General features: G+C 71.8%; 18 protein-coding genes. 8 read left to right on the top strand and 10 right to left on the bottom strand.

All coding sequences use genetic code 11. The features are described 5' to 3' along the window. Positions 1-242: 242 nt before the first annotated feature. From ACU6WZ_RS27400 to ACU6WZ_RS27390, 3 genes are all read left to right on the top strand, one after another. The gene (locus ACU6WZ_RS27400; RefSeq protein WP_447034282.1) at positions 243-2,825 is read left to right on the top strand and encodes a SpoIIE family protein phosphatase; all 2,583 of its coding nucleotides are present in this window, start codon (positions 243-245) and stop codon (positions 2,823-2,825) included. Further along, complete coding sequence (locus tag ACU6WZ_RS27395) at positions 2,822-5,263, top strand: ATP-binding SpoIIE family protein phosphatase (RefSeq protein ID WP_447030856.1); 2,442 nt, start codon at positions 2,822-2,824, stop codon at positions 5,261-5,263. The genes ACU6WZ_RS27400 and ACU6WZ_RS27395 overlap by 4 nt, the downstream gene beginning before the upstream one ends. A gap of 65 nt (positions 5,264-5,328) precedes the next feature. Further along, positions 5,329-5,616 carry a hypothetical protein gene (locus ACU6WZ_RS27390; protein ID WP_447030855.1) on the top strand — a complete coding sequence of 96 codons (288 nt, stop codon included), beginning with the start codon at positions 5,329-5,331 and terminating at the stop codon, positions 5,614-5,616. 110 nt (positions 5,617-5,726) lie between these two features. Here ACU6WZ_RS27390 and ACU6WZ_RS27385 read toward each other — a convergent pair whose 3' ends face one another. Then, positions 5,727-6,164: a hypothetical protein gene (locus ACU6WZ_RS27385; protein WP_447030854.1), complete on the bottom strand. Its 438-nt coding sequence runs from the start codon at positions 6,162-6,164 to the stop codon at positions 5,727-5,729. 278 nt (positions 6,165-6,442) lie between these two features. Here ACU6WZ_RS27385 and ACU6WZ_RS27380 point away from each other — a divergent pair, with 278 nt between their 5' ends. Next, complete coding sequence (locus ACU6WZ_RS27380) at positions 6,443-7,840, top strand: MFS transporter (protein WP_447030853.1); 1,398 nt, start codon at positions 6,443-6,445, stop codon at positions 7,838-7,840. 80 nt (positions 7,841-7,920) lie between these two features. On the opposite strand, the gene ACU6WZ_RS27375 is transcribed toward ACU6WZ_RS27380, so the two are convergent. The 6 genes from ACU6WZ_RS27375 to ACU6WZ_RS27350 all read right to left on the bottom strand — a co-directional run bounded on the left by ACU6WZ_RS27375 (position 7,921) and on the right by ACU6WZ_RS27350 (position 14,331). Beyond that, positions 7,921-9,843: a helix-turn-helix domain-containing protein gene (locus tag ACU6WZ_RS27375; RefSeq protein WP_447030852.1), complete on the bottom strand. Its 1,923-nt coding sequence runs from the start codon at positions 9,841-9,843 to the stop codon at positions 7,921-7,923. A 16-nt stretch (positions 9,844-9,859) separates the two neighbouring features. Beyond that, positions 9,860-10,657 (bottom strand): 3-hydroxybutyrate dehydrogenase, encoded by a 798-nt coding sequence (locus ACU6WZ_RS27370; protein ID WP_447030851.1) that lies wholly within the window; start codon positions 10,655-10,657, stop codon positions 9,860-9,862. A 55-nt stretch (positions 10,658-10,712) separates the two neighbouring features. Beyond that, positions 10,713-11,192 (bottom strand): NUDIX hydrolase, encoded by a 480-nt coding sequence (locus ACU6WZ_RS27365; protein WP_447030850.1) that lies wholly within the window; start codon positions 11,190-11,192, stop codon positions 10,713-10,715. A gap of 44 nt (positions 11,193-11,236) precedes the next feature. Beyond that, positions 11,237-12,856, bottom strand: coding sequence for an apolipoprotein N-acyltransferase (gene lnt / locus ACU6WZ_RS27360; RefSeq protein WP_447030849.1), 1,620 nt, complete (start codon positions 12,854-12,856; stop codon positions 11,237-11,239). 57 nt (positions 12,857-12,913) lie between these two features. After that, a complete protein-coding gene (locus tag ACU6WZ_RS27355) occupies positions 12,914-13,471 on the bottom strand; it encodes a hypothetical protein (protein WP_447030848.1) in 558 nt (185 codons plus the stop codon). Between the two features lie 74 nt (positions 13,472-13,545). After that, positions 13,546-14,331 (bottom strand): glutamate racemase, encoded by a 786-nt coding sequence (locus ACU6WZ_RS27350; protein ID WP_447030847.1) that lies wholly within the window; start codon positions 14,329-14,331, stop codon positions 13,546-13,548. Positions 14,332-14,389: 58 nt separating this feature from the next. Here ACU6WZ_RS27350 and ACU6WZ_RS27345 point away from each other — a divergent pair, with 58 nt between their 5' ends. Then, positions 14,390-15,571 (top strand): glycosyltransferase, encoded by a 1,182-nt coding sequence (locus ACU6WZ_RS27345; RefSeq protein ID WP_447030846.1) that lies wholly within the window; start codon positions 14,390-14,392, stop codon positions 15,569-15,571. A gap of 109 nt (positions 15,572-15,680) precedes the next feature. Here the strand turns inward: ACU6WZ_RS27345 and ACU6WZ_RS27340 are convergent, their stop codons facing one another. Both ACU6WZ_RS27340 and ACU6WZ_RS27335 read right to left on the bottom strand, forming a co-directional pair. Beyond that, the gene (locus ACU6WZ_RS27340; RefSeq protein ID WP_447028847.1) at positions 15,681-17,024 is read right to left on the bottom strand and encodes an IS4 family transposase; all 1,344 of its coding nucleotides are present in this window, start codon (positions 17,022-17,024) and stop codon (positions 15,681-15,683) included. A gap of 180 nt (positions 17,025-17,204) precedes the next feature. Then, positions 17,205-18,497 (bottom strand): TerD family protein, encoded by a 1,293-nt coding sequence (locus ACU6WZ_RS27335; RefSeq protein WP_447030845.1) that lies wholly within the window; start codon positions 18,495-18,497, stop codon positions 17,205-17,207. Between the two features lie 258 nt (positions 18,498-18,755). Between ACU6WZ_RS27335 and ACU6WZ_RS27330 the strand changes: the two genes are divergently transcribed. The 3 genes from ACU6WZ_RS27330 (at position 18,756) to ACU6WZ_RS27320 (ending at position 22,630) form a co-directional block, all read left to right on the top strand. Beyond that, positions 18,756-19,211, top strand: coding sequence for a DUF6643 family protein (locus tag ACU6WZ_RS27330; protein ID WP_447030844.1), 456 nt, complete (start codon positions 18,756-18,758; stop codon positions 19,209-19,211). A 44-nt stretch (positions 19,212-19,255) separates the two neighbouring features. Beyond that, positions 19,256-20,104 carry an MOSC domain-containing protein gene (locus ACU6WZ_RS27325; protein ID WP_447030843.1) on the top strand — a complete coding sequence of 283 codons (849 nt, stop codon included), beginning with the start codon at positions 19,256-19,258 and terminating at the stop codon, positions 20,102-20,104. A 96-nt stretch (positions 20,105-20,200) separates the two neighbouring features. Continuing rightward, positions 20,201-22,630, top strand: coding sequence for a right-handed parallel beta-helix repeat-containing protein (locus ACU6WZ_RS27320; RefSeq protein ID WP_447030842.1), 2,430 nt, complete (start codon positions 20,201-20,203; stop codon positions 22,628-22,630). On the opposite strand, the gene ACU6WZ_RS27315 is transcribed toward ACU6WZ_RS27320, so the two are convergent. Then, positions 22,600-24,966 (bottom strand): hypothetical protein, encoded by a 2,367-nt coding sequence (locus ACU6WZ_RS27315; protein ID WP_447030841.1) that lies wholly within the window; start codon positions 24,964-24,966, stop codon positions 22,600-22,602. The two genes, ACU6WZ_RS27320 and ACU6WZ_RS27315, sit on opposite strands and share 31 nt — an antisense overlap. Positions 24,967-25,042 lie beyond the last annotated feature (76 nt).

Genomic DNA, 25,042 nt, shown 5'->3' with positions numbered 1-25,042 from the left:
CCGTCATGTCCTCCAGGCCGACCGCCGGTTCGCTGTGGGTGCTCCAGGTGCTGGACCCCGTCAGCAGGCGCACCTTCTGCCCGAGGTCCAGTTTGTCCAGCAGTCGAGCGAGGTCTTCCTCTGTCACGCGTCCGCCTCTCCCCCGCGCCCTCGGAGAGCGCTCTCCGAGAAGCATGTTCCAGACGGCCAGTCCTTTTGTCAACGACGGCGCGGCAACGGCGGAGCACACGGCCCCCACGGAGATGCGCGGCGCGCCGTCCTGGGAGCATCCTTGCTGTGTGACCCGGTGCGGCGCGGGACAGCAGTGCACCGCAGCCCGGGCCGCACCGCCGAGCGAGAGTGGGGCGATGGCAGGCGATACGGATCTGGGCGGCCGGGTCCCGGACGAGCTGGCTCTGGTGCTCGCCCAGGCCACGGTCAGCGCGATCGAGTCGGTCGGCGGGTACGCCGGCGGCGTCTACCTGCGTACCGGCATCGGCGGACTGCTGCGGGTCGGCGTGCTGGCGGGGCTGCCCGGTGAACTGTTCCGCCCCTGGTGGCGCATGCATGTGAACCGCCCCTTCCCGGTCGCCGAGGCATACCGGTCGGGCCATGCCGTGCTCCTGGCGGACGCCGAGGAGGCCATGCGGAGGTTCCCTCAGCTCATGGCGGGGCTGCCGTTCCCGTTCGGCTCGCTCTATATGCCCGTCAGCGACGGCGCGGAGAAGTTCGGGGTGCTGGTGGTACTGCGTGCGGCCACCCCGGGAGTCGCCGTCGACGAGGCCGACGGCCGACGGCTGAAACAGACGGCGCGGCGGCTCGCCACCGAACTGTCGCAGCTGAGCGCGGCCGGTACCACCGTCGAGTGGGAGAGGGAACCGGTGTGCGTCCAGCTGCCCGCGGTCACCACCCCGCCAGTGCGGATCGGATACTTCGACTGGTCCCTCGACACCGGCGCGGTCACCGCGGACGACGAGCTGTGCGCCATCCTCGGCACCGACCCCGGGACGTTTCCCGGCACCGTCGACGCGCTGGCGGCGCGCCTGTCCCCCGAGGACGTGTACGGGCTGTGGGCCGTGGCCCACCACACGACGGCGTCCGGGCGGCCGGCGGCGCGCCGGATACGGCTGCGTGGGCCCGACGGGCGGCCGCACCTGCTGGAACTGTCGGCCAGGGCACGCCCCTCCGGTACCGGTCCGGCCAGGCACGTGACCGGATTCCTGGTGGACTTCGGCATCGGGCCGGTCGTCGCGGAGGCGACCGACCGGCTTCCCCGCGCGATCCTCTCGCTGGACCGGCTGGGCAGGATCACGTATGTGAACCACAGTGTGGAGACGCTGCTCGGGCACCCGCGGACCGATCTGGTGGGCGGTGTGCTGTGGGAGGTCCTGCCGTGGTTCGCGCATCCCGCGTACCAGGATCACCTGCGGGCGGCGCTGATCTCCCACGACTCCGTTCACTTCCAGGCCCGCCACTCCCCCACGGAGTGGCTCTCGGTGTCGCTCTACCCCGGCCACGACGGCCTCACGGCGACGCTCGCCCCGTCCGAGAACCCCCTCTACACGCCGAGCTCGGTCACCAGGCCGGGCGTCGGCCTCGGCTCCCCGGCGGACCGGGCGTCGTCGCTGTACCGCCCCGTGGCACTGGCCATAGCGCTGACGGAGGCGGTCACGGCCCGCCAGGTGTCGGCCGTGGTCACCGAGGAGCTGCTGCCGGCCTTCGGTGGCCGTCAGCTGGCGATCTACCTGCTGAAGGAACGGCATCTTTACCTGGCCTGGGAGACCGGTTTCCCGGGCGGCTTCCTGGATCGCTTCGACGGGGTCGCACTGGACGCCCGGTTGCCCGGCGTCGAGACGCTGACCTCCGGGCGCCCCATCTTCTTCGAGTCCATGGAGCGGCTCGGCGCCGCGTATCCCGGCATCCCCATGGACGCCAACATCGGTGCCAGGGCCTTCCTGCCGCTGATCGCCTCCGGCCGGCCGGTCGGCTCCTGCATCCTGGGCTTCGACCAGCCGCGGGGCTTCAGCCCGGAGGAGCGCACCGTCCTGACGGCGCTGGCCGGGCTCATCGCGCAGGCCCTCCAGCGTGCGCAGCGCTACGACTCGGAGGCGGCCCTCGCGCGCGGTCTCCAGAGCGCCCTGCTTCCCCATCGGCTGCCCGTGTTCGAGCACATCGACACCGTCGCGCGGTATCTGCCCGGCACCCAGGGCATGGAGGTCGGCGGTGACTGGTACGACGTCATCGAGACCGAGCGGGGCCTGGCCCTGGTCATCGGCGACGTGCAGGGCCACGGTGTCTCGGCGGCCGCGACCATGGGCCAACTGCGCAGCGCCGTACGCGCCTTCGCGCTCAGCGGCCTTGACCCGTGGCAGGTCATGAACGGCACCAACCGGCTGCTGATCGATCTGGATCCCGGCCAGTTCGCCAGCTGCTGCTACGTCGTCCTCGATCCGGTGACGGGAGCCACCGAGGCCGTACGGGCGGGCCACCCGCAGCCGCTGCTGCGCCATCCCGACGGAGTGACCGAGGTGCTGGACCTGCCCGGCGGTGTGGTGCTCGGGGTGGCCGACGAGGCGGGGTACCCGGTCACGCGTCTACGGCTGGAGCCGGGCGCCGTACTGGCCATGTTCACGGACGGACTGATCGAGCATCCGGGGACCGACATCGACCACGGCATCGAACGGCTGCGCGGTTCCCTGTCGGAACCCGGCCCGGCCACGCTCGCCGAGATCGCCGACCGGCTGATCCGCGAGGCCAGGCAGACCCCCGACCGGCCCGACGACATCGCACTGCTGCTCGCCGCCCGGTGGGCAGACGGGCACCCGACGACGGGGCAGCGGCCGTGAGCGGGGTCACCACCGGCGACGGCGGCTTCCGCGCCCCGCTCGACGTGTTCAGGGCGGCCACCGTGGTGCTGGACGCCCGGGGCACGGTCGTGGGCTGGAGCCCGGCCGCGGAGGCGCTGCTGGGACACCCCCTGCGGGACGTGATCGGGCGGCCCGTCGGTGCCCTCCTTGAGGGCGGCACCGACGCTGACCTGGACCACGCCGGCGTGGCCGGCGCGGAGCAGCCCCGGCCCCGGCTGCTGGGGCTGCGTCACCGGGACGGGCACGTCGTCCGGGTGGCGGCGGCGCTGCTGCCGCTGCCCCCGGCGCAGGCGGGTTCGGGTCCTGGGCGGCTGCTGGCGATGGCCGACGCCGAAGAGATGCAGCAGTGGGAGGCCCTGCAGGCGATGCTCCGACGGCTGGCGACCCAGTCCGGGATGGGCCTGGCCATCTACGACACGGATCTGCGGGCCGTCTGGACGAACTCCGCCCTGATCCTGGAGATGGCTGACACCACCTACACGGGTCTGGGCCCGGACGACATGGTCACCCACGGCAAGGTGCTGTCCGCCGGATACCCGGAGACGCTGCGGGAGACCATGCGCGGGGTGCTCGACACGGGTGAGCCCGTCAAGGATCTCAACTATCGGGGCCGGCCGCCGGTCGACCCCGAGCGCGACCATGTGTGGTCGTGTTCGTACTACCTGCTTCAGGACGCTTCGGGTGCCTCGCTGGGCGTGTGCGAGGAGACGGTGGACATCACCGCCCCCTACCTGGCGCAGCAGCGCCTCGACCTCCTGGTGCGGGCGGGCGGACTGGTCGGTACGACGCTGGACATGGCCCGCACAGCGCAGGAACTCTCCGAGGTCACTGTCCCGCAGTTCGCCGACGCGGTCACCGTCGATCTCTTCGAGGCGGTTCTGGAAGGCGATCAGCCCGCGCCCGGCCCCCCGTCCGGCCCAGCGCCCGAACGGCGGCCGGACGGAAAGGTGGTGCGGCTGTGGGGAGATCCCAGGACCGGATCGGCGGCGCGGCCCGGCGCCGGTGGGGAGGGCGGGGCCACGGGGCGGCAACGGGTCGAGTACGCGCCCGGCTCGGCGCAGGCGCGCAGCCTCGCCGCGGGGCGCGCCGTACAGGATTGGGAACCAGCCTCACTGGCGGTGCCGCTGCGCGCCGAGGGGGCCACGCTCGGTGTGGTGACGTTCGTGTGGGACCGCCACACCGGCCCGTTCGAGCCCGGAGAACTCGCGGTCGCCGACGAGCTGGTGGCGCGTACCGCCGTGTCGATCGACAACGCCCGACGCTACACACGTGAGCACACGGCGGCGCTCATGCTCCAGCACAGCCTGCTGCCGCAGGCCCTGCCGCAGCTGACGGGCGTGGAGCTGGCGCACCGCTACCTGCCGGCGGACAGTAAGGCGGGGGTCGGAGGTGACTGGTTCGACGTCATCGCCCTGTCGGGAACCCGGGTCGGCCTGGTCGTGGGTGATGTGGTCGGTCACGGTCTGCGCGCGGCGGCCACCATGGGCCGCCTGCGCACGAGCGTACGGGCGCTCGCCCACCTGGATCTCGCCCCCGACGAACTCCTCTCACGGCTCGACGACTTGGTGATGCAGGCCGCCAACGAGCGGGCACCCGGCACCGGTGACGGCGACGAGCTGCCGTACGACGAGGCGCAGGGGGTGACCTGCCTGTACGCCGTGTACGACCCGGTGAACGGCATCTGCCGGATGGCCAGGGCGGGTCACCCCCCGCCGGCCGTCGTCGACCCGGCGACCGGCTCCGTCACGTTCCCCGATCTGCCTGCCGGTCCGCCGCTGGGGCTGGGGGGCCTGCCCTTCGAGACGGCCGAACTGGCGCTGCCGGAAGGCAGTCTGCTCGCACTGTTCACCGACGGCCTCGTGCAGGGCCGCCGTGACCAGGGGGCCGACGAGCAGCTGGACGGGCTGCGCGCCATCCTCTCCGAGCACCGCCGTCCGCTGAGCGAGTTGTGCGACCGGACCGTCGAGGCGATGCTGCCGGGGCCCGTGGACGACGACGCCGCGCTGCTTCTCGTACGGACGCGCATGCTGGGCCGGCACCAGGTGGCCGTGTGGGACCTGACCGCCGAGCCGGAGGTCGTGGGACTGGCGCGGGCGGCGGGCGCCGGCCAGGTCGCGGAATGGGGGCTGGACGAGCTGGTCTTCACCACCGAGCTGGTGATCAGCGAACTGGTCACCAACGCCATCCGGTACGCCTCGGGGCCGATTCAGCTGCGGCTGATCCGCGACCGGACCCTGATCTGCGAGATCTCCGACTCCGGACACACCTCGCCGCATCTGCGCCGGGCCGCCGGGGACGACGAGGGCGGCCGTGGCCTGTTCCTCATCGCCCAGATGACCCAGCAGTGGGGTACGCGCTACACGACGACCGGCAAGACGATCTGGGCCGAACAGGCGCTGCCTCCGGGGCTGCCCTGACCCTGTCGGGGTGAGCGGCGAGGGGCGGCCGTGTCCACCGGGCCGCGTCAGCCGTTGCTCCGGGCATGATCCAAGCCAAGAGCGTATTCGCCGTGATCGCCCTCGCCACCGGTGTATCGGCCTTCGCGGCCCCGGCCGCGACCGCCGCTGCCTCCTCAAGTCCGCAGATTCTGTCCGTGCCCGACGAACTCAACTCCTTGGGCGCGAGCGCCCTGCCCGCCGACCGGCGGGCAGACGTGCCCGGCGTCACCGAGCAGCTCGGCAAGCTCGGTCAGCTGAACGAGCTCGGTCAGCTGCATCAGGTCACCGGCCTGGTCGCGCCCGCCACCGGGCTGGTGAGCGGCATCGAATAGCTGGTGGCGTGCACGGGCCGGGGCCGGCGCGTGGGCCGGGGCCCGTGCGCCGTACCCCGTGGCCCCGTGCGCCGTAGCCCCTGACCCGTGCCTGGTGCCTGGCGCCCCGGTCAGGGGCGTGGCGTGTGGTCGGGATGGCCGTGGGTGCGCCGGTTTTCCTTCATCTCGGCCTCGTAGAGATGCTGCCGGCCCTGTGCCAGTTCATGTCTCACCCGCGTCTCGACCTCCGCGAAGGGTCGGTAGTAGGTCGCGTTGTACCCCTCGATGATCTGGAACGTCCAGTGACCGGGGATCACATTGCGCCCGACGATCTCCCGCTCCACCAGGTCCGCCTGCTCGTGATGGCCGGCCTCGCGCAGTTGCGTGACCGCACGGCCCAGGGTGAGGTCGGCGCCACCCGTCAACTGATGGAAGGCGTAGAGGTGGCCTCGTGCCTGCTCCACCGTCTCCAGCGCCTCAGAAAGTGTTCCCAGGGCCTTCACCGTCGCATCGTCGACGCCCCCGGGGCGCCGGTGCGCCGCGTCGCGGCCGTCCTGCTCTTCACTCATGTTCATCCACCTGCCCTGCGGCGGTCACAACGCCACACCCGTGCCGCCACACGGGTGACGGACGGCCCGCAGCTGTTGGCGAGGCCACGCGGGGCGCGACCCGCTGACCGGTACGCGCCTCGCGGTGGTCTCGTTCCAACAGTCAGTGGCCACGCATAGTGGCGGCACGCACACCAGCTCCAAGAACTATGGTGTCCCACCACATGGGCCTCTGACCTGCACCTTCCTAGGTTGTGCCGACACGAAACGTCCCCGCCAACTGTCCGGAAGTGGTGACCATGGCTGCCTCGGCATCCGCTCCGCCAACCCCCAGCTCCCTCAAGCGCATCGTCGCCGCGAGTCTCATCGGGACCACCATCGAGTGGTATGACTTCTTCCTGTACGGCGCCGCTGCCGCGCTGGTCTTCAACAAGCTCTTCTTCCCCGGCTCCGACCCGCTCGTCGGAACGCTGCTGGCCTTCTTGACGTACGCGGTCGGCTTCGCCGCCCGGCCGCTCGGGGCACTCGTGTTCGGACACTACGGCGACCGGCTCGGCCGCAAGAAGCTGCTCGTACTGAGCCTGCTGCTGATGGGCGGCGCCACCTTCGCCATCGGTCTGCTGCCGACGCACGCGGCCATCGGCTCGGCGGCCCCCATGCTGCTCACGGTGCTGCGGCTCGTCCAGGGCTTCGCGCTCGGCGGCGAGTGGGGTGGGGCGGTGCTGCTGGTGTCCGAGCACGGGGACGCCGAGCGGCGTGGATTCTGGGCCTCCTGGCCGCAGACCGGGGCACCCGCCGGCCAGCTTCTCGCGACCGGTGTGCTGTCGGCGCTGACGGCGCTGATGTCGGACGCGGCGTTCCTCGCCTGGGGCTGGCGCATACCGTTCCTGCTGTCGGGTGTGCTGGTCATCGTCGGCCTGTGGATTCGTCTCTCTGTCGATGAATCCCCGGTATTCAAGGCGGCCCGGGCGCAGGCCGAGGCCCGCAGGAGCGCCTCCTCGGTCGCCGAGAAGATGCCGCTGGTGGCCGTGCTGCGCTACCACTGGCGCGATGTGCTGATCGCCATGGGTGCGCGCATGGCCGAGAACATCAGCTACTACGTCATCACCGCCTTCATCCTCGTCTACGCCACGGTCGAGGCACAGTTGAGCAAGCAGACGGCGCTCAACGCGGTACTGATCGCCTCCGCCATCCACTTCGCCGTCATCCCGGCGTGGGGCGCCCTGTCGGACCGCATCGGCCGCCGGCCGGTGTACCTGATCGGTGCGGTCGGGGTCGGCCTGTGGATGTTCCCGTTCTTCATGCTCATCGACTCCCGGAGCTTCGGCAGCCTGCTTCTCGCCGTCACGGTGGGGCTCGTCTTCCACGGCGCCATGTACGCGCCGCAGGCGGCCTTCTTCTCGGAGATGTTCGCGACCCGGATGCGTTACTCGGGCGCTTCCATCGGTGCGCAGTTCTCCTCGGTCGCGGCCGGCGCACCGGCGCCGCTGATCGCCACGGCCCTGCTCAAGGACTACGGCTCCTCCACTCCGATCGCTCTCTACGTCATCGCCGCGGTGCTCCTGACGGTGGTCGCGATCGCGTGCGCCAAGGAGACCCGCCACCGAAACCTCAGCGACATCGGCGCGGGAGGCTCCGGGGACGCGGACGGGTCGGGCGTAAAGACGGCCGAAGCCAGTACGGCCCACACTGTCTGACCGAGTCGGCTGCCGGGCGGAAGGTACGGAAAGCACCGTGCACGGGAACGGTCGGTTACCGTTCCCGTGCACGGATTTTTCTATCCCTGCGGCTGTCGCGTCACGGCCGACGACAGCGCGTGCAGACGCAGCGCCAACTGCACCTCCAGGGCACGCTCCGGTGTCTGCCAGTCGGAGCCCAGCAGCCGTGCGATGCGATCCAGCCGCTGCGCCACAGTGTTCACGTGAACGTGCAGTGTGTCCTTCGTCCGTGCCGGGCTCATCCCGCACGCGAAGTACGCCCCCAGGGTGCGCACCAAGTCCGTTCCCCGGCGTCGGTCGTACTCGACGACCTCGCCGATGGTACGGCGTACGAAGACCTCGATGCCGCCGCCGGAACGGCCGTCACGGCTGTCCGCGAGCAGCAGTCCCAGGAAGCCGAAGTCCTCCGAGGCCGCCCCCTCTCCGGTACGCCCGAGCAGTCGCAGGGCGTCGACGCAGCGGCGTGCTTCCTCGTACGCTCCCGCGACCGCGCCGCGCTGCCCCGCCGGCGCGTCGATCGCCGCCGAGGCCCCCACGGTGACGGGCTCGCGCAACGCGCTGCCGAGGTGCTTCGCCGTCTTGCGGGCCACCGCTGCTGCGCTGTCCGCGCTGCCCAGTGGGAGCAGCAGTACGGTGCCGCCGTCGCGGGCCGCCGCGAGACCGTGGCGCGTTGCCGCAAGGTGGGAGGCGGCTGACCACAGTCGCCTGCGGTCCGCGCTCTCGCGCTCGACGGAGGCCGACCGCGGCGCCTCGGTGCGGGCAGCGAGAACCACATGGGGAGCGTCGAGGTCGGCGTGCAGCCGGGCGGCCCGCTCGCGCAGCAGCCGCGGGTCACGGTCGGGGGCGTCGAGCAGGTCGTCGAGGAGTTCACCGCGTACGCGCTGCTCCGCCTCGCCGGCCGAGCGCCGGGCCAGCAGCAGCAGCGACGTCACCATGGCGGCACGTTCCAGCGTGCGCTGGTCGACCGGGTCCAGGGCAAGGTGGCCGCGCAGGACGAGCGCACCGAAAACCTCGCCGCCGGCCGACACGGTGGCCACCCAGTCGTCGCCGCGGCGCACCGCGTGACCGTCTGCCGCCGCCGGCTCGTGGAGCGACTCCGTGAACTCGACGGTCCCGTCCAGCACTTCGGACACGGCGCTCGCCACGTCGTGGACGCCGCCGCCGCGCAGCACCAGTTCGCTCAGCCGGTCGTGTACGTCCGAGGCACGCTCTATGACGCCACTGCGGTCGCGAATGATCTCGTTGGCGTTCTCCAGTTCGGCGAGCGCGGAGCGCGTCTCCGCGAGGAGGTTCGCGGTGTCGATGGCGACCGCGGCATGGGCGGCGAACGAGCCGAGCAGCGCGATCTGTTCGCGTTCGAAGACGCGGGCCCGGCGGTCGGCGGCGAAGAGCACCCCGATCACCTGGCTTCCGAGGGTCAGCGGAACGCCGAGAATGGCGACGAGGCCTTCGTCGCGCACCCCCGAGTCGATCGTCCAGGTGTGCTGGAAACGGGGGTCGTCGAAATAGCTCTCGGTGGCGTACGGGCGGGCGGTCTGGGCGACCAGCCCGCCGAGCCCCTCCCCCATGCCGAGCCGCACCTGCTGGAAGCGCGCCGACACCGACCCCTCGGTGACCCGCATGTACGTATCACCGGCCACCGGGTCGGTGAGGCTCAGGTACGCCACCTCCGTGCCCAGGAGCGAGCGGGCCCGCTGCACGATCGCCGCGAGTACGGCGTCGAGATCGCGCAGCCCTGCGAGGTCGTGCGCGGTCTCGTACAGCGCGGACAGCTCGGCCTCGCGGCGTCGCCGGCCCTCCAGCTCGGCGCGTACCCGCAGTGCGTGCAGTTTCGCGGTTTCCAGGGCGGCGAGCGTCTCGGGGCCTGCGCCGTCCGCGCGGGCGACCAGCACCGGTCGCTCGTAGGCATCGGCGGCGGCCCCCCGCGCGAGGAGCTCCAGGTACGGCACTTCGATGCCGTTCGGCGGCTGATCGTGGGACATGGGCACACTCAACCAGCTAGTGAGCGGTCCAGCCGCCGTCGAGGGGCAGCGAAGTACCCGTGATGAACGACGCGTGCGGTCCGCACAGGTAGGCGACGGCCTCGGCCACCTCTTCCGGTTCGAGGAGACGCTTGAGCGCGGAGTCCTTGAGCAGTACCTCGGCGATGACGCGTTCCTCAGGCAGTCCGTGAGCGGCCGCCTGGTCGGTGATCTGCCGCTCTACGAGCGGTGTACGGACGTACCCGGGATTGACGCAGTTCGAGGTGACACCGTGTCCCGCGCCTTCGAGTGCGGCGGTCTTGGAGAGCCCTTCCAGGCCGTGCTTGGCGGCGACGTACGCCGACTTGTAGGCGGAGGCGCGCAGCCCGTGCACGGACGAGATGTTCACGATGCGGCCCCAACCCTGGCCGTACATGTGCGGGAGCGCTCCTCTGATCAGACGGAACGGTGCTTCGAGCATCACGGTGAGCACGGTGTGGAAGACGTCTGGCGGAAATTCCTCGAGGGGCCGTACCAGTTGCAGTCCCGCGTTGTTCACGAGGATGTCGGTGCCGGCCGCGATCTGCTCCGCCGCGTCGAGGTCGGTGAGGTCGAGCGTGCGGGGCTCCACCGCGCCGACGAGGCCCCTGGCCTGCTCGGTGAGGACGCTGAGCCCCTCGGCGTCCCGGTCGACGGCTCTGACCTTGGCTCCGGCGGCGGCGAGCCGCAGGACACAGGCGCGGCCGATGCCGCTCGCCGCGCCGGTGACGAGCGCGGTACGCCCGCCGAGGTCGGTTCCGGCGGCGTGCGATGGGGGTGTGGTCGACGCGGTCATGGTCCAGACCCTAGGCAGCGGTCAACGGGCGACCGATGTGTGCGAGGCCCATACTTCAGGTCTGGCTGATGGGCTCGAACCATGTGGGTTCGTCGGCGAGGGCCTGCTTGATTCTCATGAGGGCGAACTCGCTGAGTTCCGGAAGTGCGTCGACGGGGAACCAGGCCACGTCCAGGGACTCGTCGTCGTTGACGCGTGCCTCACCGCCGACAGCCCTGCACCGGAACGTGATGTCCATGTACTGGCAGTTGTCTCCGTTCGCATACTGGACCGGCTTCAGAGCCTGCACGAGAACGACTCGTTCGGCGACGCATTCCACGGCGGTCTCCTCGTACACCTCACGCACGGCCGTCGTCGCCGGCTGCTCGCCCGGCTCGGGGATACCGCCGATGATCGACCAGCTCCCGGTGTCGGCGCGGCGCCCGAGGAGCACCGCACCGTCCGCGTCGAAGACGACGACGCTCACGCCCGGCAGGAAGAGGAGCTGCTGGCCCGCGGTGGCCCGGAGCGTTCGGATGAATTCGGGAGTAGCCATGGTGCGACCCTAACGAACACCAGCGAGCGGTCCCGCGTGCGGACTCAGCCCTGCGTTCCCCGCCGGATCCGCACCGCGCGCAGGACGGCCCACCCGAGACCGGCCACCGCGAGCACCGCGAGCGCTCCCTCAGGGGCCGTTCCGAGCCGGGTCGCGGGGGTCAGGGAGTGCCGCAGCGGCACCTCGGCGACCAGCGCGTCCGGTGTGAAGATCTCGGTCTTCCGCACGATGTCGCCGTCGGGCTGGATAACCGCACTGACACCGCTGGTGACGGGCACGAGAACGGCCCGTCCGTGTTCCACGGCACGCACCCGGGACATCGCCAGCTGCTGGTAGGTCATCTCGCTGCGCCCGAAGGTGGCGTTGTTGCTGGGCACCGAGATGACCTGCGCGCCCGCGGTGACGGCGTCGCGCACCGCCCAGTCGAACGCGGCCTCGTAGCAGGTGGCCAGGCCCACCTTGGTGCCGCCCATGTCGAAGACACCGGGTTCGGTGCCGCGTCCGAAGTCCCGGCGCACCATGTCGACGTAGGTCTCGCTGAAGAGCCGCACCACGGAACGCAGCGGAATGTACTCGCCGAACGGCTGGATCTGCCGCTTGTCGTACGTGTCCTGGGGCCCGTTCTCGGGATCCCACAGGATCTGCGTGTTGCGCAGGGGCCCAGTGTCCGGAGTGATGACGGCTCCGACGGCGATCGGCACACCAATGGCCTTGGCGGCGTTGTCGATGACCGACCTGCCGTCAGGGTTGCGGTAGGGATCGATGTCGGAGGAGTTCTCCGGCCACAGGACGAAGTCCGGCTGCGGCTCCTTGCCGGCCGCGACGTCGTCGGCGAGCTCGGCGGTGCGCCGCGCGTGGTTGTCGAGGACGGCGCGGCGCTGGGAGTTGAAGTCGAGTCCCAGGCGCGGCACGTTGCCCTGGATGACGGCCGCGGTGGCGGTCCCGTCCTCGGCGGCGTCGGTGACCAGCGGGCGCGCGGCGAGGGCCGCGGTGACGGGGACCAGGACGGCCAGCGCCGCGTACGCCGTGGCCCTGCGGGGCAGTTGCACCCCGCTGCGGTAGGTGCGGGCCTGGCGCACCAGCTCGTACAGGCCGAAGCCACAGAGGGCGACCGCGAAGCCCAGTACGGGCGTGCCTCCGATCGCGGCCAGTGGCAGGAACACGCTGTCCGCCTGCCCGAAGGCGATCTTGCCCCAGGGGAACCCTCCGAACGGCACTCGGGCGCGGACCGACTCGCCCAGCACCCACACCGCGGCCGCCCACGCGGGCCAGGCGGGCAGCCTGGTCACCGCGGCGACGCCCAGGGCGCACAGTGCGATGAAGAGCGCCTCGACGGCGGCGAGCGCCAGCCACGGTCCTGGGCCGACTTCTTCGCCCGTCCAGACCAGCAGAGGCAGCAGAAAGCCGAGCCCGGCCAGGTAGCCGAGACCGAAGGCGGACCGCAGGCCGCGCCCGTACAGGCAGTGGGCGAGGAGGGCGAAGCCCGGCAGGACCAGCCACCACAGGGGGCACGGCGGGAAACTCGCGTACAGCAGCACACCGGACAGTACGGCGGCAGCGGGGTTCACGAGCCGGCGCAGCATTCTCCTCCCGCGGGCAGTGGCGGTACGGGCGTGCGGGGCTGGCTGTTCTGGCGCGTCTGGTGCGGTGCGGGTGGCGCTCACCCGGCGGAGTCTACGGGGGTCGGGCCCCCTGCCGGAGTGCCCGGGTGAGCGGGGCGGTCAGGTGCCGGTCGGCCGGGCGGTCGCGGCGGCCTGCAGGCGCTCGTGGATGAAGCGCACCGCCGTTTCGGCGTCGTCGACCGTCACCGTGAAGATCCGGCCGTCACCGAGGCGCAGCACTAGGCCCTCGCCTCTGCGTACGATCACTCCCATGCCCTTCTCGGGCCGCCAGCGGTAGCCCCAGCCGCCCCACTGCCGGGGTGTGACGCGTGGCGCGAACTCGGCGCCCACGATGTGGGCAAGCAGGATGCGGCGTCGCGGCAGACCCATGTGGCCGCAGCGCACTTCCAGCGCGTGGTTGTCGACCGTGACCGCCACATGAACGAATGCCAGGGTTCCGAAGAGAATGAGCACGCCCACGGCGAGGCAGCCCACGACCGCGAAGACCAGGGCGAGGCCGGAAGTCCAGGACGGCTCGAGGGCCAGGTCGATACCGAGTGCGAGACAGCCTGCGCCGGCGGCCGCGAGCAGCCATTGTGCCCGGTTGGTCGCGCGGCCGGTCCAGATGACGGGAGCGGGCTCTGTGGTACGCCCCTCGCCGTGGGGGTGGTCCCTCATGCGTAGCAGCCTACTCACGATGCGCGTTCGCGGCAGTGTGAGGAGAGCGGATCGTGCTCGGGTGCGGGCGCGGTTCAGAGCACCGCGTCGACCGTTCCCAGGAGGCGGCCTTCGGCGTACCCGAGAGCGGCTTCGGGCAGTGCCAGGGAACGGCCGCCGAGCAGCACGGTAAGTCCAGCGGCCGGCGTTGCCGCGGGGGCAGGCGCGGCGCCGATACGACGCAGCGCCTGGGCGGCCACGGCGTCGGCGGAGGCATACAGCGCGACCGGCGGCAGACCGTGCTGCCGGACAGCGGCCCGGATGCGCTCGGCGACCAGTTCGTAATGGGTGCAGCCCAGGACGACGGCCCTTACCTCGCGGGGGGTGAGGGCGGCGGCCGCGGCGATGGCACGGTCGATCGCTTCCTCGTCGGCGCTCTCGACGGCGTCGGCAAGGCCGGGGCACGGCACTTCGGTGACCGCGACCCCGCCGGCGAAGTCCCGGATCAGACCTCGCTGATAGGGGCTGCCGGTGGTGGCGGGGGTCGCCCAGATGGCGACCGGTCCGCCGCCCGCGGCGGCCGGCTTGATCGCGGGCACGGTGCCGATCACCGGGATGCCGGGCTCCAGCTCCGCACGCAGCGCGGGCAGTGCGTGCACGGAGGCGGTGTTGCAGGCCACGATCAGCGCGTCGGGGCGGTGCTCGGCGGCCGCCCGCGCCACGGCGAGCGCGTGCTCGGTGACGTAGGCCGGCGTACGGGGGCCCCACGGCATGGTTTCCGGGGCGGACGAGAGGACCAGACTGGCGTCGGGCCGCAGCCGGCGTACCGCGGCGGCGGCCGCGAGCAGGCCGATTCCCGAGTCCATGAGCGCGATCTTCACCCGGTCACCATAGTCCACCGCCCCTGCGCGACCGCCGGGGTGGGGCAGACTGCGGCGGATGAGCGCCGTTGCCTGGACTGCCGTGGTATCGCTGATCGCGTGGGTGTGGCTGCTGCTGGGCCAGGGGTTCTTCTGGCGTACGGACCAGCGGTTGCCCCGGTACGAGGAGCCGGATGTGTGGCCCGACGTCGCCGTCGTGGTTCCCGCGCGCGACGAGGCCGCGGTGCTCCCGCTGAGCCTGCCGTCGCTGCTCGCACAGGACTATCCGGGGCGGGCGGAGATCTTCCTGGTCGACGACGGAAGCGCCGACGGAACGGGCGCGCTCGCCCGGGAGCTCGCGGAACGCCACGGCGGGCTGCCGCTTTCCGTTGTGTGCCCCGGGGAGCCGGAGCCCGGCTGGACCGGAAAGCTGTGGGCCCTGCGGCACGGCATCGCGCTGGCCCGCGCGCGGGGGGCGTGCGAGCCCGAGTACCTGCTGCTGACGGACGCCGACATCACCCACGAGGCGGACAGCCTGCGCGTCCTGGTGGCCACCGCCCGCACCGGCGGTCTCGACCTCGTCTCGCAGATGGCTCGGCTGCGAGTCGTCAGTGCCTGGGAACGCCTGGTTGTTCCGGCGTTCGTGTATCTCTTCGCGCAGCTCTATCCCTTCCGGTGGGTGAACAGGGCGAGCACTCGGACGGCTGCTGCCGCCGGCGGCTGCGTGCTGCTGCGCACGGAGGCGGCCGTACGCGCGGATGTGCCCGACTCGATCCGCCAGGCGGTGATCGACGACGTGTCACTCGCCAAAGCTGTGCAGCGCGGCGGGGGCAGGATCTGGCTGGGGCTCGCCGAGAGGGTGGACAGCGTGCGCCCGTATCCACACCTCGGCGACCTGTGGAAGATGGTGTCGCGCAGCGCGTACGCGCAACTGCGGCACAGCCCGTCGCTGCTCGCCGGAACGGTCGTGGGGCTGGCGCTGGTGTACTTGGCGCCCCCGCTCACCTTGTGTGCCGGTGCGCTGTCGGCCGACGGCGTGGCGGCGTTCACGGGCGGGCTCGCGTGGGCGGTCATGACCGCGACGTACGTTCCCGTGTTGCGTTACTACGGGCAGCCGCCGTGGGCCGCTCTCCTGCTGCCGTTCACCGCCGTCCTGTACCTGCTCATGACCGTCGACTCGGCCGTGCAGCACTACCGGGGACGCGGCGCGGCCTGGAAGGGTCGTACGTACGCCCGTCCCGAGGCCGCGCCGGAGCGCTGAGGGTGCACTGGCGCTGTCGCTGCGCTGTCACTGTCACTGCGCTGTCACTTCCTGCCGGGGGTCCAGTTCATGCCCCACCCGTAGGCCAATGCCGGGAAGCTTGGCTTGATCATCTCGTGTGGCTGTCGGGCTCCGCGGTGGTCGGCGGGGTTGTGTCGAGTGGGATGATTTCGATCCCGTATCCGGTGATTTTTGTGCTGCGGCTGGCCGGCCCGGCGGGTTTCGAGGGGAAGATGGAGCTGGGGCGTTTCACGGTCCGGGGGCAGACCCGCAGGCGTCGCTCGGCCGATCGCAGGTTCGCCAGCAGCGACGTGGTCATCTCGGCGAGGTGGGTGCCGATCCGCGCCGTGGTGCGGATCACGGTGTCCCGGGCGACGGTCAGGGCGACAGTGAAGGAGAGCCGGTCGGCATCGAGCCCGTGGCCGGCGGCGGTGGAACTGATCGTGCGGCGGATCGCCTGGTGGGTGACGAGATACGCCCAGATCTCCTGGTTGACCAGCGCGGGTGTCTTCGATCTCAGGACGGCGCGTGCCCCGCGCTGAGTGATCTTCAAGTCCCGGAATTCGAGCTCGGATTCCCACCGCTGGGAATACAGTGCGGCCAGTTCACCGGCGGGGAAGGCCGCAGGGTCGAGCAAGGTGGTGATGAGCCGGTAGGGCTCATGGCGTCGTGACCCGTCGGCGGCCTCGATGACGACCACCATCTCGATCACCCGGATCCGTACCGACCGGGGCCGCCCCGCCAGGGCTTTCGTGATGTTCTTGTGCGCGTGCCGGGTCGCGAGCCAGGAGCCGTCGGGCAGGACCTCGTCGGGGACCAGCCGCACCGCCGCCGAGATCCGCCACAACAGATCCGCCCCGCCGGCGGCGGCATCGACCCACAGCAGCCAGCCCGGGAATCCCCGGTCGGCCAGGACCAGCATCCCGGGGCGCATCCGGTCCAGCAGGCGCCGTGTCAGGTCCTGCTCACAGACCCGGCGGATGTCGAACGCCACCCCGAGCAGCGCCCGGGTCCCGCACTCGATCAGCGCGACCAGGCGGACCTGGGGGAACGCGGCGATCCGCCGCTGATTGCGGGTCCGGCCGAACACCGCGTTCACCGCGGTGTCGGCGACCTCGAGAAACGTGCCGTCCACCGAGGCCAGCCGAAGCCCCCGCCAGAACACCCCCGGCATCGCGACCGTGCCGACCGGCCCGGCGATCCGCTCGAACAGTAACCGGAACGGCTCCGGGCCCAGCGTGACGCGGCGCTGCCGCAGCGCCGAGGAGGAGACCAGCTGGCCCCGCGCGGCCAGCCGCGCCGTCCCACCGGCCAGCTTCGACAGCACCGACCGGTAGCCGTCTCTCGGGAACAGCGTCAACGCGAGCACGAAGAACACACACGTCACCGCGCAGAGTTTGCCGTCACTACGCCGGTCCCCGCGGCCGGAAGCCGCCAGCACATCCGTGACCATCCGCCGTGTCACAACCTGGCGCAACACACCCAGCTGCCCCGTCTGTCCCGCGCTCGCACGCGACGACCCCTCTATGCCAGACTCCCCAGACAACGAAGCTCCTGTTCCGAACAAGTCGATCGTGGTAGATCGCTCGTTCTACAGGAGCTTCGCTGCATCCAGCGCCCGCACACGAGATGATCAAGCCAAGCTTCCCGGCATTGACCCGTAGGCGTGGTCGATGGTGCGCTGCGGGCTGACGCCGCGCTCCGGAACGAGGTAGCGCGCCTCGCGGCGGACGGTCAGATCGCCGCCCTCGTTGGTGATGAGGGCGAGTGCGGCCACGGTGGAGGGCACGGTGCACTCGTCGAGCGAGAAGTCGATGGGGGCGCCGTGCTGCGGCTGCAGCGTGACAGTGGCGTGCAGATCGGCGAAGGAGCGGGCGCCTTCGTAGACGGCGACGAAGATGATGACACGACGGAGCTCGTGCTTGTGGTCGAGGTTGATGGTGAGGTTCTCGCCGGTGGCCACGGAGCCGGTGCGGTCGTCGCCGTCGAGGTGGATGTACGGCGGCCGCTGCAGCGAGCCGAAGGCGTTGCCCAGCGCTTGGACGACACCCTTGCGGCCGTCGGCGAGTTCGAAAAGGGCGCACAGGTCGAGATCGAGCTCGCCGTGCAGGGCGACGGCCCGGCCGAGTTTGGCGCCCCACCCCTTGAACTGCTTGCGCACCTCCCAGTTGAGGTTCACCCGCATCATGCCGGAGGTGCCGCCCTGCTTGGCGAGGGATACGGCCGGGGACTCCTTGGTGAGCGTGATCTTGGTGAGCCGCACGGGGGCGGCCGGAGCAGAAGCCGGGGCGGGCGCCGCAGCCGGGGCGGGCGCGGAAGCCGGGGCGGGCGCGGAAGCCGACGCGGAGGCCGGGGCGGGAGCGCCGGTGGCGCCGCCGGCCGGCTGCTGGGGCTCGTCGACGCTGATGCCGAAGTCCCGCGCCAGTCCCTCGAGTCCGCTGTCGTACCCCTGCCCCACGGCGCGGAACTTCCAGCCGCCCTGACGGCGGTAGAGCTCCCCGAGCACGAAAGCCGTCTCAGCGGCCGCGTCCTGGCTGTCGAAGCGCGCGATCTCCGATCCGTTCGCCGCGTCCAGCACCCGCACGTAGAGGCCGGGGACCTGCCCGAAGTTCCCGCCGTCCGCGGACGCGGCCACCACCACCGTCTCGACGGCGGCCTCGACCCGCGCGAGGTCGACCAGGAGCGTGTCAGTGACCCCGGCCCCGGCGGTGTTCTTCCCGTCGTGGCGCACCGCATCCGAGGAATGCGCGGGCTGGTTGTAGAAGACGAAGTCCGCGTCGGAGCGGACCTTTCCCGCCACCAGCAGAAGGGCGGAAGCGTCCACGTCGGGTACGCCGGGGCCCGAACGCCATCCCAGTTCGACACGCACAGCCGGTGACGTCACCGGGACATTGGTTCCTTTAAGCATGGACATGATCGACCTCATCGCCAGTCCGGGTGTCCGAGGATTTGCTTACGGCGAACCTATTCCCCGCACGTGCGGGGCCGCACGGTGACGGGCTGGAGATCGTCCGCCGACCCTGGGTAACCCGCGGTCGGCGCACCCTTACACGATCTGCACGGGGCGCGGCGACCGATTTTGCCAAGTTCGCTCGGATTAGGGATCAGAGTTCACTCGCAACACGTGAAACAACCCTCTTATCGGGCTCCCCAACCAGTACATCTTCGGCTTAACTTATGTGCCATGACCTCCCCCCGCGCCACCTACGGCGGCGGTTACTACTCCGCCCCGTCCTTCCCGGACACCCCGATCTACGACTCCCTCGTCGCAGAGCGGGGCACGCCCCAGATCGCTCCCATCCGGGTGCCCTCGGCGTACGACACCGGCAACAGTTACCTGCCGGCCCTTCCGTCGGCGCTCCCTGCCCTCCCCGCGGCGCCTTCCTACTACGCCCCCGCCCCGTCGTACGGGTACCCGCAGCAGGCCGCGCCCCAGCCGGCGCCGCTCCAGTACGCGGCGCCGTACATCCCGCAGCAGGCGGGCGGCCCGCGCGGCTACCCGGGCCCGCAGCAGCAGCCGCCGCGCCAGGCCGCCGCCACCGGGTACGAGGCGATGCGTCCCGCGGCGCCGCGTCCGGTGCCCACTGCCGCGCCGTACGAAGATCCGTACAACCGTCAGTACCAGGGCGGCGGGTACTGACCGGCCGCACACGACTGTCAGAGGCTGCTGGCAGGATTGGTCACATGCCGAATTCAGTCCTCCACGCGGTCCATGTCTACCCGGTCAAATCGGTGGCGGGGTGCGCTCCGGCCGAGGTGAGAGTCGAGCCTTGGGGTCCGGCCGGTGACCGCAGATGGATGCTGGTCGACCCGGCCGGCAAGATGGTCTCGCAGCGCCCGCAGCGGCGACTGGCGCTGGCACGCGCCGAGCCGCTGCCGGACGGCGGGATCAGGCTGACCGCGCCGGGCCGGGAGCCGCTGACCGTCGCCGTGCCCTGGCCGGTGACGACCACCGGGGTGGCGATCTGGAAGGACAAGGTCGAGGCGGTCGAGGCGGACGCGGGGGCACACGCCTGGTTCAGCGACTTTCTCGGCACCGAGGTGCGCCTCGTCCATCTCGACGATCCGGCGCGCCGGCGCCCCGTCGACCCCCAGTACGCGCGGGCCGGTGAGACCGTCAGCTTCGCCGACGGCTTTCCCCTGCTGGTTACCACCCTCGCCTCGCTCGACGCCCTCAACTCCCTCATAGCGCAGGGCGACCACGCCGACGAGGGCCCGCTCCCGATGAACCGGTTCCGGCCGAACCTCGTGCTGGACGGCCCCGCTCCGTGGGTCGAGGACGGCTGGCGGCGGATCGCGGTCGGCGAGGTCACCTTCCGCGTCGTCAAGCCCTGTGGCCGCTGTGTCATCACCACCACCGACCAGCGGACCGGGGAGCGCGGCAAGGAGCCGTTGCGTACGCTCGCCCGCCACCGTCGCTCGGGCGACCAGCTGATCTTCGGACAGAACCTGGTCCCGGAGGGCACCGGAACGCTCCGGGTCGGCGACCCCGTGCGCATCCTCGAACAGGACCGTGTGACCGCGGCCCGCTGAACCGCGCTGACCGGTCAACTCCCGTGCCGCCCGCGCGCTACGGTGGACCGGCCAGCTCGACAGTCGTTCAGCACAAGGTGGGGGCACAGCAACGCCATGGCACAGGGCACGGTCCAGGTGACGCACACCGGCACATCGCGGTGGCGGCGCCGCACGGGCGAGTACGCCTCCCTCGCCGCAGCCCTGGAGGCGGCGGGGGACGGTGACGTGCTCACCGTCGCTCCCGGCACGTACCGGGAGAACCTCGTCGTGCAGCGCGCCGTGACCCTGCGCGGCCCCGAGGGGACTGTCGGCTCGGTCCGTATCGCGCCGCTCGACGGCGTGGCGCTGACCGTGCGCGCCTCTGCCGTGGTCCATGACCTGTACGTCGAGGGTCAGGACTCCGCCTCCCCCGCCCTGCTGGTCGAGGACGGCACCCCGGAGCTCACCGGCCTGCGCATCGTGACCCGCTCCGCCGTCGGCATCGAGGTGCGCGGCGGCGCCCGGCCGACCGTGCGCCGGTGCACCGTCGACAATCCGGCAGGCGTCGGCATCGGCGTCCTGGAGAGCGCGGGCGGGGTGTTCGAGGAGTGCGAGGTGGTCGCGGCCGGCCAGGCGGGCGTCTCGGTGCGGGGCGGCGCGCATCCGCGCCTGGAACGCTGCCGGATCCATCACGCCTCCGGCCCTGGGCTGTCCGTGACCGGCGAGGGCAGCGGCCTGGAGGCGATCGGCTGCGAGGTGTACGAGGTCAAGGGCACCGGCGTGCAGGTCGCTGCCAGGGCGGTGGCGCACCTCACCGACTGCACGGTGCACCGCACTTCGGCCGACGGCGTCACCCTCGACACCGACGCGGTACTCACCCTCAGCGACTGCGACATCCACGACATCCCCGAGAACGCGATCGATCTGCGCTCCCGCGCGGTGCTCACCCTCACACGCTCCACGGTGCGCCGCTTCGGCCGCAACGGGCTGTCCGTCTGGGACCCGGGCACCCGGGTGGACGCCAACCAGTGCGAGATCCACGACAGTACGGGCGACTACCCGGCCGTGTGGATCAGCGACGGCGCGACCGCCGTGCTGGACGGGTGCCGTGTTCACGACGTCCCGGACGCGCTCTTCGTCCTCGACCGCGGTTCGCGCGCCGACGTGGTCGACAGCGACCTGTCCCAGGTACGCAACACGGCGGTCTCGGTGAGCGACGGCGCGACCGCCCAGCTCGACGACTGCCGGATCCGAGAGGCGTCGACGGGCGCCTGGTTCCGCGACCACGGCAGCGGCGGCACCCTGTCCGGCTGCACCATCGACGCGGCACAGACCGGCGTGATCGTCACCAAGGGAGCCGACCCGCGCATAGAGCGCTGCACGGTCACCTCGCCCGCGGAGGCGGGTTTCTACATCTCGGCGGAAGGCCGCGGCACGTTCCACGGTTGCCGGGTGACGGGCAGCAGCGGCTACGGCTTCCACGTGATCGACGGGTGCCGTACGACGCTGACCCGCTGCCGCACCGAACGCTGCGCGCGGGGGGGCTACGAGTTCGCCGAGGACGGTCCCATCGTCGAGGACTGCACCAGCGACGAGAGCGGCGTGAAAGCGACGCCCCAGGAACCCCCCGCCGTACTCACCGCGACACAGACCGCCGGCCTGCTGGGCGCGGTTCCCGGTCCGCGCCCCGCGCACTCCACGGCCGCTCCGGACCCCGCGTTCCCGAACGCCTCCTCCGCCACCCCCGAGCCGGTCCGTACCCCGGACGCCGTGCTCGGCGAACTCGACACCCTGGTGGGCCTGGAGAGCGTCAAGCGCGAGGTACGCGCGCTCACCGACATGATCGAGATCGGGCGCCGCCGCCAGCAGGCCGGCCTCAAGGCCGCCTCCGCGCGGCGCCACTTGGTGTTCACCGGCTCCCCCGGCACCGGAAAGACCACGGTCGCCCGGCTGTACGGCGAGATCCTTGCCTCCCTCGCGGTGCTGGAGCGCGGTCATCTCGTCGAGGTCTCCCGGGTGGACCTGGTCGGCGAGCACATCGGCTCGACGGCCCTCCGCACCCAGGAAGCATTCGACCGGGCGCGTGGCGGGGTGCTGTTCATCGACGAGGCCTACGCCCTGTCCCCGGAGGACTCGGGGCGCGACTTCGGCCGGGAAGCCATCGACACCCTGGTGAAGCTGATGGAGGACCACCGGGAGTCCGTGGTGGTGATCGTCGCCGGATACACGGCGGAGATGGAACGCTTCCTGGGCGTCAACCCCGGCGTCGCTTCCCGCTTCTCGCGCACCATCACCTTCTCCGACTACGTCCCGGAGGAGCTGCTGCGCATCGTGGAGCAGCAGGCCGAGGAGCACGAGTACCGGCTGGGTACGGGCACCGGTAAGGCGCTGCTGAAATACTTCACCGCGATCCCCAAGGGACCCGCCTTCGGTAACGGCCGCACCGCCCGGCAGACGTTCGAGTCGATGGTGGAGCGGCACGCGGGACGGGTCGCCCAGCTCACCGAGATGAACACGGACGACCTGACCCTCCTCTACCCGGACGACCTGCCCGAACTTCCCTGATCCCGCGCGCCGTCGGGCCGCTGCCGGGGCACCGCGTGCGCCGGCAGCCGGTCGAGCAGCGCGGCCCGCTCCCGGTCGAACTCGGGGTCGGCCCGGTAGTCGGAGTGGCCGAGCACGGGAGCGGGCAACGGCTGTTCCCGGGTGCGCCCGTAGGCCAGCGGGTCCTTCAGCGCCGCCCGGTCCACTTCGGGCCCGTGCCCGCCCCCGACGTGCACCGGTCCGCCGATGGGGTCGGTTCGCCGCCACAGGTTGCGCCAGCAATGCACCTCGCCGCGCAGGGCGTCCAGGCAGCCAGGTCCGAAGTACGCCGGGAACCAGCGCCCGTAGAGCCGCTCCAGCGGTGACCCGTACGTCAGCAGCGCGACCCTGCGCCGGGTGCGCAGTGGCAGCTGCCAGACCGCTGCCGCGGACAGGACACTGCCCTGGGAGTGGCCGGAGATGACGAGACGCCCGCCGGTGCGGTCGGTCCAGGTCGCCATGCGCCAGGTCAGGTCGGGTACGGCACGCTCGGCGTAGCAGGGCGGTGCGAAGGGGTGCGACGCGCGCGGCCAGAAGGTGCCGACGTCCCAGAGGATGCCGATGGTGCGGCGGGCCGCCGGATCGCGGTAGGCCCGGCGGCCCCAGGTGACGAACAGTATGAAACCGAAGCCGATCAGCCAGGACCCCAGCGCCTGGGCCGCCTGCGCCGCCGAGGCGATGGCGTCGGGGGCCGGAGCCGCCGCCCGCCCCGGCACTTTCCCGGTGATCCACGCGCCGACAAGCGCCCCGGCGCCGAGCAGCAGCGTGGCGCCCGAGATGATGCCGAGCAGCTCGGGGGCTCGGTCGGTCAGGGTGGCCCGGGCGCGGGTGCCCGCAATGCGCCGGGTGCGTACGGCGTCGGGTTCGGCGTCCGGGTAGTCCGCCTCGACCTGCCGGCTCAGCGCGCGCCGGGCCCGCCAGGTGCGTACGGCCATCGCGCTTGCCAGGGCCACCAGGAGGACCAGCAGCGGCGGGATGACGGAGGCCTGCCAGGTGAGCAGCACCGGAGGTCCGGCGATGGTGCCGCCCGGCTCACCCGGTGTTCCCGCTCCGTCGAGCCAGTCGGCGACCCGCTGGGCGACGCCGCCGGTCATGACGCCGCCGAGCGCGCAGGAGAGCATGGCTACGGCGGGCCCGCCGAGTCCGCGCAAGACGGTACGGGCGTCCGGCGCCCTGCGGTACATGGCGAGCGCCACCACGGCGAGCGCCACAACGAGGACGCCCTGACCAAGGACGAGGACGCCGAACGTGACGTCGCCGGGGAGGCGGCCCGAGGACACCCAGTCGGGGCGCGACCATGCGGCGTACAGCATGGTCGCGGTGAGCAGCGCGAGGGCCAGGCCGGGGAGCAGCGCGGTGACGGCGCGGTCGAGCGTGAGGTCGAGGCGGGATTCGGTGCGGCCCCTGCGGCAGACCACCCAGACGACCACCGCGGCGCCGGTGATCACCGCCGCTTCCAGCGCCCAGCCGATCGCCTCCAGGACGGGACCGGAGGCGCGGCGGTCGTGGCGGGCGCCGGCGCCCGCCAGCGCGGCGGCGACAGTGAGGAATCCGGCGGCTGTGTGGGCGGCGCGAAGCCGGGCGACGAGTCTGCGGCCGTACCAGAAGCCGGGCATGCCGAGGGCGGGGCGGGAGGTGGGTTCGTCCGGGTCGGTTTCGGCGCCAGGAGGCAGGGGCCGGGTCGACTCGTACGCGCTCCAGGTGCGGTGGGACAGGTACCAGAGCAGCCCGGTCAGTGCGGTGGGTACGAGGGCGGCGAGGGCGAGGCGGCGGCCCGGCTGCGCCCACCAGCCGCCCTGCTCGGTCGACAGGAAGCCGAGCCACGACTTGTCGCCGGAGCAGCGCGCGGAGCCCGCGCACTGCCAGGCGGTGAGGTCGAGTGCGACTTCGCAGGCGGCGGCGGTCAGCAGCACGGTGAGGCTGAGGGCGAGGAGGCGCACCAGGACGCCGTACAGGCGCACGGTTTTCGACAGGCCCCGGGTGGCGGGCTGCATCCAGTGGGCGAGGTTGGCGACCATGAAGGGGAGCAGGAGCAGCCACAGGGCGCGGGCGCCGTTGCCGGAGGTCAGGTTGCACCACACGTACGCCTCCGGGACGGGCCGGTCGCGGGGCTCGGAGGAAGCCTGGGCCGGGCGGAGTTCCGCGTCGGCGTCGTCGGTGCGGCGGTACACGGCGGCGGTGTCGTCGCCGGTGACACGGACGGTGCGCGGGTCGCCGAGCATCTCCTGGGGGGTGGCGCCGCCGACTCCGTGGACGAGGAGTTCGAGGGCGGCCGTGCCGTCCTGGCCTTCGTGCGAGGGCGGTGTGACACGGGGCACTTCTGCGGCTCGCTCTCGTGGTGGGAGGATCGTGTTCCGCGCACGGCTGTGCCGCTCAATGATTCCGGATCGTGGG

This window comes from Streptomyces hypolithicus, assembly GCF_052934925.1.
Note: the sequence above shows the minus strand (reverse complement) of the source record. Positions and strands in the feature narration are given on the sequence as shown.

Excerpts from the sequence above, each read along its gene's own strand:
- ACU6WZ_RS27400 (WP_447034282.1), top strand. The coding sequence starts at position 243 with ATGCGCGGCGCGCCGTCCTGGGAGCATCCTTGCTGTGTGACCCGGTGC.
- ACU6WZ_RS27390 (WP_447030855.1), top strand. The coding sequence starts at position 5,329 with ATGATCCAAGCCAAGAGCGTATTCGCCGTGATCGCCCTCGCCACCGGT.
- ACU6WZ_RS27385 (WP_447030854.1), bottom strand. The coding sequence starts at position 6,164 with ATGAGTGAAGAGCAGGACGGCCGCGACGCGGCGCACCGGCGCCCCGGG.
- ACU6WZ_RS27380 (WP_447030853.1), top strand. The coding sequence starts at position 6,443 with ATGGCTGCCTCGGCATCCGCTCCGCCAACCCCCAGCTCCCTCAAGCGC.
- ACU6WZ_RS27375 (WP_447030852.1), bottom strand. The coding sequence starts at position 9,843 with ATGTCCCACGATCAGCCGCCGAACGGCATCGAAGTGCCGTACCTGGAG.
- ACU6WZ_RS27370 (WP_447030851.1), bottom strand. The coding sequence starts at position 10,657 with ATGACCGCGTCGACCACACCCCCATCGCACGCCGCCGGAACCGACCTC.
- ACU6WZ_RS27365 (WP_447030850.1), bottom strand. The coding sequence starts at position 11,192 with ATGGCTACTCCCGAATTCATCCGAACGCTCCGGGCCACCGCGGGCCAG.
- ACU6WZ_RS27355 (WP_447030848.1), bottom strand. The coding sequence starts at position 13,471 with ATGAGGGACCACCCCCACGGCGAGGGGCGTACCACAGAGCCCGCTCCC.
- ACU6WZ_RS27345 (WP_447030846.1), top strand. The coding sequence starts at position 14,390 with ATGAGCGCCGTTGCCTGGACTGCCGTGGTATCGCTGATCGCGTGGGTG.
- ACU6WZ_RS27340 (WP_447028847.1), bottom strand. The coding sequence starts at position 17,024 with ATGGTCACGGATGTGCTGGCGGCTTCCGGCCGCGGGGACCGGCGTAGT.
- ACU6WZ_RS27335 (WP_447030845.1), bottom strand. The coding sequence starts at position 18,497 with ATGAGGTCGATCATGTCCATGCTTAAAGGAACCAATGTCCCGGTGACG.
- ACU6WZ_RS27330 (WP_447030844.1), top strand. The coding sequence starts at position 18,756 with ATGACCTCCCCCCGCGCCACCTACGGCGGCGGTTACTACTCCGCCCCG.
- ACU6WZ_RS27325 (WP_447030843.1), top strand. The coding sequence starts at position 19,256 with ATGCCGAATTCAGTCCTCCACGCGGTCCATGTCTACCCGGTCAAATCG.
- ACU6WZ_RS27320 (WP_447030842.1), top strand. The coding sequence starts at position 20,201 with ATGGCACAGGGCACGGTCCAGGTGACGCACACCGGCACATCGCGGTGG.